At 72.7% G+C, this 12,250-nt stretch carries 6 protein-coding genes and 1 pseudogene; 4 read left to right on the top strand and 3 right to left on the bottom strand.

Translation table 11 applies throughout. The features are described 5' to 3' along the window. Positions 1–6 precede the first annotated feature (6 nt). The 3 genes from ACFYUS_RS28925 to ACFYUS_RS28915 all read left to right on the top strand — a co-directional run bounded on the left by ACFYUS_RS28925 (position 7) and on the right by ACFYUS_RS28915 (position 5,444). Positions 7–2,226 (top strand): glycoside hydrolase family 3 N-terminal domain-containing protein, encoded by a 2,220-nt coding sequence (locus ACFYUS_RS28925; RefSeq protein WP_388858289.1) that lies wholly within the window; start codon positions 7–9, stop codon positions 2,224–2,226. Beyond that, positions 2,223–3,647, top strand: coding sequence for a family 43 glycosylhydrolase (locus ACFYUS_RS28920; protein ID WP_388858286.1), 1,425 nt, complete (start codon positions 2,223–2,225; stop codon positions 3,645–3,647). Before ACFYUS_RS28925 ends, ACFYUS_RS28920 begins: the two co-directional genes overlap by 4 nt. A 363-nt stretch (positions 3,648–4,010) precedes the next feature. After that, complete coding sequence (locus tag ACFYUS_RS28915; protein ID WP_388858283.1) at positions 4,011–5,444, top strand: endo-1,4-beta-xylanase; 1,434 nt, start codon at positions 4,011–4,013, stop codon at positions 5,442–5,444. A gap of 84 nt (positions 5,445–5,528) precedes the next feature. Here ACFYUS_RS28915 and ACFYUS_RS28910 read toward each other — a convergent pair. Next, a pseudogene (locus ACFYUS_RS28910) lies at positions 5,529–6,377 on the bottom strand (family 1 glycosylhydrolase); the annotation flags it as partial. A 63-nt stretch (positions 6,378–6,440) separates the two neighbouring features. After that, on the bottom strand, positions 6,441–7,454 hold the full coding sequence (locus ACFYUS_RS28905; RefSeq protein ID WP_388858280.1) for a LacI family DNA-binding transcriptional regulator: 1,014 nt from the start codon (positions 7,452–7,454) through the stop codon (positions 6,441–6,443). A 479-nt stretch (positions 7,455–7,933) separates the two neighbouring features. Here ACFYUS_RS28905 and ACFYUS_RS28900 point away from each other — a divergent pair, with 479 nt between their 5' ends. After that, complete coding sequence (locus ACFYUS_RS28900; RefSeq protein WP_388858277.1) at positions 7,934–10,465, top strand: LuxR C-terminal-related transcriptional regulator; 2,532 nt, start codon at positions 7,934–7,936, stop codon at positions 10,463–10,465. 86 nt (positions 10,466–10,551) lie between these two features. Here the strand turns inward: ACFYUS_RS28900 and ACFYUS_RS28895 are convergent, their stop codons facing one another. Beyond that, positions 10,552–11,970 (bottom strand): FAD-binding oxidoreductase, encoded by a 1,419-nt coding sequence (locus ACFYUS_RS28895; RefSeq protein ID WP_388858274.1) that lies wholly within the window; start codon positions 11,968–11,970, stop codon positions 10,552–10,554. Between the last annotated feature and the right edge of the window lie 280 nt (positions 11,971–12,250).

Genomic DNA, 12,250 nt, shown 5'->3' with positions numbered 1-12,250 from the left:
AATCCCTTGACCGAGCCCTGGTGTGACCCCCTCCTGCCCGCGTCCGCGCGAGTCGCCGATCTCCTGACACGGATGACGCTGGAGGAGAAGGCGGGACAACTCGCCGGCTTCTGGGCCCTGCCCTCGAATCCGGGAGCACCCGTCGCGCCGATGGAGGACGATTCCGGCGAGTCCGCGCCCGGCTTCGACGACCTCGTCGTCCACGGGCTCGGCCAGCTCACCCGGGTGTACGGCACCGCGCCGATCACCGCGGAGGAGGGAATGGAGCGGCTCGCCTCGCTCCAGCGGCAGGTGACCGGATCCGGCCGGTTCGGGATCCCGGCGATCGCTCACGAGGAGTGCCTGACCGGGTTCATGACGTTGGGAGCGACGGTCTTCCCCGGGCCGCTGGCCTGGGGTGCGTCCTTCGATCCCGGGCTCGTGCGCCGGATGGCCGCCGCCATCGGCGCCGGGATGCGGCGGGTCGGCGTCCACCAGGGACTGGCTCCGGTGCTCGACGTGGTCCGCGACTACCGGTGGGGCAGGACCGAGGAGTGCATCGGCGAGGACCCCTATCTCGTCGGAACGATCGGCACCGCCTACGTGCAGGGCCTGGAAGGCGCCGGCATCGTGGCGACGCTCAAGCACTTCGCCGGGTATTCGGCCTCGCGCGGCGGCCGGAACATGGCCCCCGTCGCCTCGGGGCCCCGCGAGTTCGCCGACGTGCTGGTCGAGCCTTTCGTACGGGCCCTGCGCGAGGGAGGCGCCCGGGCGGTGATGAACAGCTACACCGACGTGGACGGCGTCCCGGTGGCCGCCGACGAACGGCTGCTGACCGAACGGCTCAGGGGGGAGCTCGGTTTCGGGGGCGTCGTCGTCGCCGACTACTACGCCGTCTCCTTCCTGGAGACCCGGCACGGCGTCGCCGGATCGCGCGGCGCGGCCGGCGCGCTGGCGTTGACCGCCGGGATCGACGTCGAACTGCCCACGGCCCGCTGCTACGGCGAGCCGCTGACCGAACTCGTGCGCTCGGGAAGCGTTCCCGAAGCGCTCGTCGACCGGGCCGCGGAACGCGTCCTGCTCCAGAAGGCCGAACTCGGCCTGCTCGACCCCGACTGGGAACCCGTCAAGCCCGAGCCGGTCGACCTCGACCCGCCGGAGAACCGGGCGCTGGCCAGGCTCCTGGCCGAACGGTCCACCGTGCTGCTCGCCAACGACGGCATCCTGCCGCTGCGGCCGTGCCGGGTCGCGATCAGCGGTCCGTACGCCGACGACCCCCATGCCTTCCTCGGCTGCTACTCCTTCCCCAACCACGTCGCGCTGCCCGGCGACCCCGGGCTTGAGATCCCGACGCTCGGCGAGGCGCTCGCCTCCGCCGGGTTCACGGTCACCGCGGACGATCCGGACGTGAACGTGCTGGTGCTCGGCGACCGGGCCGGCATGTTCGGCCGGGGCACCTCCGGAGAGGGCTGCGACGCCGAGACCCTCGACCTGCCCGGCGACCAGGCCGCGCTCGCCTCCACCGTGCTGGACTCCGGAGTGCCGACCGTCCTGGTCCTGGTCTCCGGCCGGCCCTACGCACTCGGCTCGCTGGCCGAGCGCGCGGCGGCCGTGATACAGGCCTTCTTCCCCGGTGAAGAGGGCGGGACGGCACTGGCCCGGATCATCAGCGGGGCCGCGGAACCGTCCGGGCGGCTGCCCGTCTCCCTCCCCCGCCAGGTCGGCGGCCAGCCCGGCACCTACCTGCACTCCAGGCTCGGCGGGCACACCGACTGGAGCTCGGTGGACCCGACCCCGCTGTTCCCCTTCGGACACGGGCTGAGCTGGACCCGGTTCGCCTGCTCCGACCTCTCGGTCGATCCCGTGGCGGCGACGGACGGGGTCGTCGCCGTCTCGGTCACCGTACGCAACGTCGGAGAGGTGGCCGGGACCGAGGTGGTCCAGCTGTACCTCTCGGACCCCGAGGCGTCCGTCGTCCGGCCGCAGCGGTGGCTCGCCGGATTCGCCAGGGTCGAGCTGCAGCCGGGCGCGGCCGCCCGGATCACGTTCTCCGTCCATGCCGACCGGACGTCGTTCACCGGGCTCGACCTGCGCAGAAGAGTGGAACCCGGGGAGATCGGCGTGGCCGTCGGACGGTCCAGCGGCGATCTTCCGCTCCAGGGCTCCTTCACCCTGCACGGCCCCGTACGCCACCCGGCGGCCGACCGGGTGCTGTCCGTGCCCGTCGACATCGCCCCGGTCTCATGAGCGCGCGATTCGGTGAACCCGTGCTGCCCGGGTTCCGGCCCGACCCGTCCGTCTGCCGCGTGGGGGCGGACTACTACCTGGTGACGTCCAGCTTCGAATGGTTCCCGGGCCTTCCCGTGTTCCACAGCCGCGATCTCGTGAACTGGCGGCGTCTCGGCTCCGCGCTCGACCGGCCGTCCCAGCTCGACCTCGACGGATGCGAGCCTTCCCGGGGCCTGTTCGCCCCGACCATCCGGCACCACGACGGGGTCTTCCACCTCGTCTGCACGCTGATGGACGGCCCCGGCCATTTCGTCGTCACGGCGACCGACCCGGCGGGACCGTGGTCGGAACCGCACTGGCTGGAGGGCGAGGGCTTCGACCCGTCGCTGTTCTTCGACGACGACCGGGCCTGGTTCACCGCCTCCCGCGTGGTGGACGAGGCCGCCGGCCACACCGAGATCTGGATGCGCGAATACCTTCCCCACGAGCGACGGCTCACGGGGCCCGAGTACGTCCTGTGGTCGGGAAGCCACCCGGGCGCCCGATGGTCGGAGGCTCCGCATCTCTACAAGGTCGACGGAAGCTACCTCCTGCTCACCGCCGAGGGCGGCACCGCCGAGGACCACACCGTGGTGGCCGCCCGCGCCGACCACGTGACCGGCCCCTACGAGGGCGCCCCCGACAACCCGGTGCTGCCTCCCGCCGAGGGTCCGGTCACCTGCACCGGGCACGCCGACCTCGTCCAGACCCCGTACGGCGAATGGCGGGCCGTCCTCCTGGGCGTCCGCCCGGGCTCCGGCATCGGCCGCGAGACGTTCCTCAGCCGGGTCACCTGGAACGACGGCCGGCCGGCCTTCTCCCCCGTCGTCCACACCGACCGTCGCCGCCCCCTCCACGACGACTTCGCCGCCCTCTCCCCCGACTGGAACACCCTGCGCACCCCGCGCGAGCGGTTCTGGACCGCCGGCGACGGGCTCCGCCTCCGGCTCCGCCCCGAACGCCTCGGCGAACGCACCACCCCGTCCCTCCTGGTCCGCCCCCAGGAACAGCCCGACTGCGACGTGTCCACCGAACTGCACTTCGCCCCCGCCGCGCCGGACGAACAGGCGGGTCTCGCCGTCGTCATCGACGACGACACCCACCTCCTCCTCCTTCGCACCGCGGAAGGACTCGCCCTTCGCCGCGGGCCCGATGTCCTGGCCCGCGTGCCCGTCCCCCCGGGCCCCGTCCGTCTGGGGGTCCGCATCCGCGGCTTCAGCCACACCTTCGCCCACGCGACGCCCGACGGCGCCTGGCAGGACCTGGCCACCGTCGAAGCCACCTTCCTCACCCCGGTGTTCACCAGCGTCCAGCTCGGCCTCTACGCCACCTCCGACGGCCGCCCCTCCACCAACCAGGCCCGCTTCACGAGGTTCGACATCATGTACCCGAGCCGCTGAGAACCGTCTGACCTTTCCGGGGCGCCGGAATTCGGCGCCCCGGAAAGGCGGGCCGAACGAAATGCCCGCCCGCATCGCCACCGAAAGGCTTTCGGTGGCTTCTCGTGCGGCCTCAAGCCGCTATTCGGCCGCCCCGAAAGGGAAGGTTCTCGAAAACCCTTCGAAACCATTGACATGTTTCTGTCAAATTTCCACGCTGGTTCTCGAAGGCGGCTTCGCCCGCCCGCCCCGACGCCGGTCACCGGCCTCGGATCGCTACGCCCTGATGGCTAGCGTCTCTTGTCCATGGACGCGGACACCGCTGACGCGGATTCGTTCTGCCGCGCTCCATCCTCCTGCAGTTTCCGCCTTGGAGGCTCAGTCATGCGATCAAACGCCATTCCCCTCACTATCCGCCGGAAGATCGGCGGCCTGTGTACGGCCCTGGTCGTCGGCGCCCTGAGTTCGGCCGCCGTACTGGTGGCGCCGTCGACCTCACAGGCCGCCGAGAGCACGCTCGGCGGCGCGGCGGCGCAGAGCGGCCGCTACTTCGGCACCGCCATCGCCTCGGGCCGGCTGGGCGACCCGGCGTACACGTCGATCGCGGCCCGCGAGTTCACCTCGGTGACGCCCGAGAACGAGATGAAGATCGACGCCACCGAACCCCAGCAGGGCCGGTTCGACTTCACCGCCGGAGACCGCGTCTACAACTGGGCGGTGCAGAACGGCAAACAGGTGCGCGGCCACACCCTGGCCTGGCACTCCCAGCAGCCCGGCTGGATGCAGAGCCTCAGCGGCAGCACGCTGCGCCGGGCGACGATCAACCACATCAACGGCGTGATGGCCCACTACAAGGGCAGGCTCGCCCAGTGGGACGTCGTGAACGAGGCCTTCGCCGACGGCAGCTCGGGAGCCCGGCGCGACTCGAACCTGCAGCGCACCGGCAACGACTGGATCGAGGTCGCCTTCCGCACCGCGCGCGCCGCCGACCCGGCCGCCAAGCTCTGCTACAACGACTACAACACCGAGAACTGGACCTGGGCCAAGACCCAGGCCGTGTACGCCATGGTCCGGGACTTCAAGCAGCGCGGCGTGCCGATCGACTGCGTCGGCTTCCAGTCGCACTTCAACAGCGACAGCCCGTACAACAGCGACTTCCGCACCACCCTGCAGAGCTTCGCCGCCCTCGGCGTCGACGTGGCCGTCACCGAACTCGACATCCAGGGCGCCCCGGCCACGACCTACGCCAACGTGACGAACGACTGCCTGGCCGTCCCGCGCTGCCTCGGCGTCACCGTCTGGGGCGTGCGCGACACCGACTCCTGGCGAGCGGACCAGACGCCGCTGCTGTTCAACGGCGACGGCAGCAGGAAGCCCGCCCACACCTCCGTCCTCAACGCGCTCAACGCCGCGTCCCCCACTCCGACCCCCACGCCCGGTTCCGGACAGATCAAGGGCATCGCTTCGGGCCGCTGCCTGGACGTGCCGGGATCCAGCGGCGCCGACGGCACCCAGCTCGACCTGTGGGACTGCAACAACCAGGCCGACCAGCAGTGGACCTACACCGCCGCGGGCGAGCTCAGGGTCTACGGCGACAAGTGCCTGGACGCCGCCGGCACCGGCAACGGCGCCAAGGTGCAGATCTACAGCTGCTGGGGCGGCGACAACCAGAAGTGGCGCCTGAACTCCGACGGATCCATCGCCGGCGTCCAGTCCGGCCTCTGCCTCGACGCCGCCGCCAACGGCACCGCCGACGGCACCCCGATCCAGCTCTACTCCTGCTGGGGCGGCACCAACCAGCGCTGGACCCGCACCTGACACCCTGCGGACCACGGGAACGGCTAGGCCGTGGAGGTACGAGGTGCCTCCACGGCCCGCATCGGCCTCGGAAGCCCAGAGACCCGGGATCGCGTTCGCGCCGATGGTCCTGGCGTACCAGCGGGCGCTGCGCTTCGGGGTACGCAGCTGGGTGGCGCAGTCGACGTGGACGGCTCCGAGGCGCTTCTCGTAGCCGTAGGCCCACTCGAAGTCGTCGAGGAAGGACCAGAGGAAGGGGCCGTGCGCGTCGGCGCCGTCCGCGATGGCCCGGTGGACGGCGGCGAGGTGGCGGTGGAGGTGGTCGATCCGGTCGTGGCCGTGGATCCGGCCGTCCGCCGTGGGGACGCCGGGGAAGGCGGCGCCGTTCTCGGTGACCGCCGGGGGGAGGCCGGGGTGGGCGCGGGAGGTGTCCACGAGGAGGTCGTGGAGGCCGGTGGGGTCGATGGTCCAGCCCATGTCGGTGGTGTCGGCGAGGAGGTCGGCCGGAGAGCCGCCGGAGAGCATCGGGCCGGTGAAGACGCGGTTGCCGACGGCGTCGATGCGGCGGGCCGCGTCGAGGTCTGGGGGCTCCGTCGTGAGCGGGCGGACCTGGTGCAGGTTGAGGGAGACCGTGACCCGGGCGTGGGCGGGCAGTGCCGCACGCAGGGCGGCGGTGGCACGGCCGTGGCCGAGGTTGAGGTGGTGGGCGGCGCGCAGGGCGAGGGCGGGGTCGGTGCGGCCGGGGGCGTGGACGCCGGAGCCGTGGCCGAGGAAGGCCGAGCACCGGGGTTCGTCGAGGGTCGTCCACGGCGCGACCCGGTCGCCGGGGGCCTCGGCCGCCAGGGCGGCGTACTCGCCGAAGCGCTCGGCGGTCTCGCGTACCGTCCAGCCGCCTTCGTCCTCCAGTACCTGGGGGAGGTCCCAGTGGTGGAGGGCGGACGGAGCCCTGCGGCCCCTTCGGCGGCCTGTCAAGGCCGCTGCCCGGGGTCGGCCGGGCTCTTCTCGCGGTGGTGCCCGTCAGGCGCTGGCACGGGTGACCAGGCGCGTGGGCAGGATCAGCGGGGTGGGGTCCTGTCCGTCGATGAGGGCGACGAGCATGCGCGCCATCTCCCGTCCGAGACCCTCTACGGGTTGATGCACCGTGGTCAGCGGCGGGTCGGCGATCCGGGCCACGGCCAGATCGTCGAAACCGACCACGGCGATGTCACCGGGGACCGACCGGCCGGCCTCGCGCAGCGTGCGCAGCGCGCCGACGCCCATGTTGTCGCTGGCGGCGAACACCCCGTCCACGTCGGGGTGTTCGGCCAGCAGGGCGGCCATGGCACCGGCTCCGCCGCACTCGGTGAAGTCGCCGGCTTCCGGCGGGTGCGGTTCGAGGCCGGCCGCCAGCACGGCGTCCCGGTAGCCGCGGTAGCGGGCGCGCCCGACCTCGGTGTCCAGACGTCCGCAGATCGTGGCCACGCGGGTCCGGCCGGCCGAGATCAGGTGCTCGGTCGCCGCACGCGCTCCGCCGACGTTGTCGACGTCCACGTACCACCGGGGGTCCAACCCGACCGGGCGCCCGCCGAACACGACGGGCATCTCCGCCTCCTGGGCCATGCGGGCCAGCGGGTCGTCCTCGCGCAGCGCCATCAGCATCACGCCGTCGGCCCCCTTGAACCGCAGGAGCTGCTCCACGCGTCTACGCCCCCGGTCGGAGGCGGCCAGGCACAGCATCAGATGCAGGTCGGCTTCCTCCAGGGCGGCCGAGGCCCCCACGATCACCTGGGCGAAGAACGGATCCGTGAAGATCGACGGATCCTCTCCCGAGACGACCAGGGCGGCCGCACCGGTCTGACGGGTCGCCAGTGCGCGTGCGGTCGGGTTCGGCACGTAGTCGAGCCGCTGGACGGCCCGTTCGACGGCCTCGCGTTTGGCGCGGCTGACGTGGGGGGCGTTGTTGAGCACCCGCGAGGCCACCGACCGCGAGACGCCGGCCAGTTCGGCCACCTCGTCGAGTGTCGACCGCCGGCGTGGCACACCTTCAGCCATGACCTGCCTCCCTGGCGCGGTCTGCACAGCCGGAAGGCTGGGAGCGCTTCCAGTTCCAGGACTGTAAAGCCTTCCCGCCGCCATGTGAAGTGCTGGTCAAACGCGACCACTTGACAGGCCGAACAGTGCGCCACACGATACCGGCCACAACCCCCGGCGTACGGAGCGAGCACTGGGACCGCTTCCAGTGGGAGCGCTTCCACTCGCTCCGCAGGCCCGGGGTCCCGTGCACCGCCCGCTCTGGACGAGAGCGTGCGGCGCGTCCGCCGTCAGGAAACCGAGGCACGTTCATGCGCCGCAGAATCCGCACCCACGTGGCAGCCCTCTCCGCGCTGCCGTTGGCGCTCGCCGTCGCACCGTCCGCCCACGCGGCGGACCCGACCGGCTGAACTCCCTTCCACGCGGCCTTGAAAGCCGCTGGGAACGAGGGCTTCGTCCCTTCCAGGGGACTCCCATGGGGCGTTCCTACCGTGTGACGCATGGTCGATCCACACGCACGCTTTCAACAGGCCGACATCCACGGGACGCCCCTCGCGGGCCGTGCACGCGAACTCGACAGGGCGTGCCGGGTGCTCGGTGCGGCCGGCCGGCCCGCGGGGGTCCTCCTGACCGGGGTCACGGGGATCGGGAAGTCCCGGCTGGTGGACGAGATCGCGTCGCTCCACGGGCAGGACGCCGTGGACATCGATCCCGCGCTGGAGGACGCGCTGCGCTCGCCGGAAGCGGTCGGTCTCCTCGACAGGGCGATCGCCCGGGCCGTCCGCCTCCGGCTCCTGCTCCGTGTCCACGACGCCCATCTGCTCGACCCGGCGGCGGTGCCGGTCCTCCTCCGGGCCGTGCGCCGTCACCAGGTCCGGCTGCTGGCGGAGGTCAACACGGACGCCGTCACGGACACGGGCGACCTGCTGTGCCGGAGTCCGTACCTGCACAGCATCCCTGTGGGGCCGCTCGACGCGGCCTCGGCACGGCGGCTGGCCGGGGGCTTCTCCGGGCAGCGGCTGTCGCAGCGGTCCGCGGCGCATCTCGCCGGCCTGTCCGCCGGGAACCCGTCGGTGCTGCGGGAGCTCGTCCGTGCCGTCGAGTACGAGCGCCCGTCGGCCGCCCACGCAACCGCCACCCCGGTGATCCCCGGGTCGACGGCGCTCGGAAAGCTCGCGGACGCGCGCCTCGCCGCACTCGACGCGCCGTCGAGGGACGCGCTCGAACTCATCGCCCTCGCGGAACCGGCCCGGCTGACGGCCGTCGAGGAGGTCGTCGACACGAGCGTTCTCGTGTCCCTCGAGGACCGCCGGCTCATCGCCACTCATGTGGGTGACGCTCAGGCGCACATCAGGGTCGCGGATCCGCTGCTGTGCCACGCGCTGCGCCAGGAGACGGGTCCGCTGCGCCGTACGCGGTGGCTCGCGTCCTGGAAGGCCGCGCTGCCGGAGAGCGAGTGGCGACCGGACGAGTTCGTACGGGTCGTCGGCTGGGAGCAGCAGAGCGGGCACCTCCCGTCCGAGGAGCGGCTGCTGAGGGCGTGCGGGTACGCGCTTCGCGGCGACGACCTGCCGGCCGCGACGCACCTGGCGCGCGTCGCGTGGCGCGCGTACCGGTCGGTGGGCGCCGCCGACGCGTACGGGCAGGCCCTGCTGGCCGGTGGTGCGCTCGACGAACTGCACGAGCTGTGCGCCGAGGCGGCCGAGAAGCACGGCCCGGAGATCGAGGAGGCGCTTCGGCCGTGGCGGGCCCGCGCCTGGATCCTGGGCGGTGAGTACGCCCGGGCCGAGGCGGTCGTCGCCGGGATGCGGGGGCCGGCGAAGGAGCTGCTGACGGCCGTCGCGGACCATTTCCAGGGACGCTACCGGGACTGCCTCCGGCGCTGCTCTCCGCTCGTCGACGCCGCCGGTCCCGCCGTACGGGTCGAGGCCGCGGTGTTCGCCATGTCCGCGCTGTGCCATCTGGGACGGCCGCTGGACGCTCTGGCACTGTACGAGGACGCCTCACGCGCCAGGCGAAGCGCCGGCGACGCGTGGGCACCGCACCTGGACTGCCTGGAGGAGACGCGCGCGAAGGCGCTGCATCACGCGGGAGACCTGCGGGGCGCCCAGGAGATACTCGAACGGGAGTACCGTACGGCCGCGTCCGGCCCGTCCTTCCGCACCGACGCCCAGCGGGGCATCGCGCTCGGCTTCACGCTCTACGAGCGCGGACTGGTGCGTCAGGCCCTCGCGCACTTCGCTCTCTCGCCCGCGTACCGGGTGGGCTGGGAACCGTGGGACGCGCGTGCCGGGATCTACGCCCGACTGGCCTCCGACTGTCTGCCGGACCCCTCGCGGAAGGCCACGGGCGCCTGCCTCGACGACGCCCTGCCGACCGGCCCCGGAGGTCACAGCACGCATCTCGCCATCGCGTACGCGCACCGGGCCGTGTCCCGCGGAGACCGGGCGACGGCGCTGTCGCTCCTGCGGGACGCGGTGGACGACGCCGAGGCGCGGGGGGCCAACGGCGACGTGGCGGTCCTCGTGCACGAGACGGCGCGCATCGGCCTGGCGTCGAGCACGCGCGAACGGTGGACCGTCGACGTACAGGGGCCGTACCTCCAGGCCCGGCTGCGGTACGCCCAGGCGTTGGCCACCGGTGACCACGTGGAGATGAAGGCGGTCGCCCACGCGTTCTCCGCGGCCGGCGCGGAACTCTACGCGGCGGAGGCGTACACCGAGATCAGCCGCATGCGGCGCAGGTCCGGTGACAGCGGTGCCGCGGCCGCCGCGGTGACGGCGGCCCGGGCCCATCTCAGCGCCTGCGACGCGGTGCGTACCCCCACGCTGCGCTTCCTGGAACAGCCCGCGTCCCTGTCGGCCCGAGAGCAGACCATCGCCGTGCTCGCCGCCGAGGGGTTGTCGGACAGGGAGATCGCGCAGCGGCTCGTCCTCTCGCCGAGAACCGTGAGCAACACCCTCTACCGCGCCTACCAGAAGCTCGACGTCCCCGGACGCCGCCACCTCCGGAAGCTTTTCGAACCCGCGTGACGCAGAACCGGGGACCAGCACCCCCGTGGTGCTGATCCCCGGTACGGGATCGGGTCCCGTGTCGTCCGGCCTGCCCCTGGGGCCGGTCAGACGCCCAGGTCGGGCCCGAAGCGGAAGAGGTTCCCCGGGTCCACCGCACCCTTGATCCCGACGAGCCGCGCGTGGACGTCCGGGCCCCAGGCCGCGGCCAGGTCCTGGGCGGTGGCCTCGCCGAGGAAGTTGAGCAGTGCGGTGCCGGTGGTCCAGGGCTTCAGGGCGTCCAGGATGCCGTTGCCGGTCGCCGGAACGGCGTCCTCCAGGCCCGGCAGCAGCGGGCCGGCCACATGGACGACGTAGGCGCCGTCCCGGCCCGCCACCGCGTTCGGCGGAGTGGCGGGACGGGACAGCGCGCCGCCGAGCTGGCGGATCTCCACCATGACCGGCGGGATGTTCAGCTGCGGCCCGGCGGCGTCGAGCAGGGCGTCGACCGTGTCGGCGTCGAGCGTGCGGAGCAGGGCACCCTGGTGCCAGGCCGCCATGGGGTCCTTGGGGTCCTGGTGCACCGCGTCGGTGTCCTGGAAGGGCAGTTCCCCGACCTCGCCCAGTACGGATTCGCCGGCCGCCCGCATCGGTGCCAGCAGCGCCCGCCCCTCCTCGGCCGGGCCGTTGTAGGAGAAGCGCAGGTGGACGACGAACTTCCCGCGCAGCGGCTCGGGCAGCTCCTCCAGCGGCGGCATCCGCAGCAGCGCCACGGAGCTGCTCGCGGACTCGGGCAGGGTCGGCGTCCAGGCGCGGTAGGCGTGCAGGACCTCGGAGGCCGAGGAGGCGGCGAAGAAGATCCCGCCCGCGTACAGGGTGGGCACCGGGAAGAGCCGCACCTCGAAGGCGGTGACCACGCCGAAGCCGCCTCCGCCGCCGCGGACCGCCCAGAACAGGTCCGGCTCGGTGTCGGCCGTCACGTGCCGCGGGCGCCCGTCGGCCGTCACCAGGTCGAGCGCGAGCACGTGATCGGCGGCGAAGCCGTACTCACGGCTGAGCAGTCCGATGCCGCCGCCGAGGGTGTAGCCGACGGCTCCGACTCCGGAGAACGAGCCGCTCAGCGGTGCGAGACCGTGCGCGGCGGCGGCGTCGATCACCTCGCGCCAGGTGGCCCCGGCCTCGACGCGTGCCACGCGCCGCTCCGCGTCGACGGTGACCTGGTGCAGGCGTCGCGTGGTGATGAGCAGCGCGCCGTCGGTCGAGACGCCGCCGTGGCCGGTGGCCTGGACGGCGACCGGGATCCCGCGCCCGGCGGCCCACCGCACCGCGGTCACGACGTCCTGCGCGGAGGCGGCCGCGACGACGGCCACCGGGTGGTGCGTGGCGGCCAGGTGGAAACCGGCGGTCTCCTCGGGGAGTTCGGGGTCTCCCGGCACGAGCACCCGGCCGGCCACGTCCGAGCGCAGCAGCCGCAGGTCCTCGGCGGTGAGGTGGTGGGTGATCCGGGACATGGGCGTCGTCTCCAAGTTCTGAGCTGGGTTGTCCATGCCGACGATGCTCTCCCTCGGTGCTGGAAGGGAGCTGGGAAGTCACCAGGACCGGTCGGGCACGGCTCCCAGGCGCTTTCAAGACGGCGGCCTGGGCAGCAATCCGGGTGGGCAGCCTGGGTGGTGGCCGGAAGGGCGCGGCTGTCGCCGGTTCAGGCTCAATGACCCGATCTGGCATCCTCACGTGCACGTGAGGATCTGGGGAGAGGTATGCAGGGCGTTCGTTTGGGTGTGCTCGGGTCGGTCGCGGCGTGGGTGGACGGTGGTCCGGTTGTCCTGG

The organism is Streptomyces sp. NPDC004284, from assembly GCF_042874035.1.
In the GTDB taxonomy this organism is placed as follows: domain Bacteria; phylum Actinomycetota; class Actinomycetes; order Streptomycetales; family Streptomycetaceae; genus Streptomyces.
The sequence above is the reverse complement of the archived record's forward strand: the minus strand, read 5'-3'. Positions and strand labels throughout refer to the sequence as shown.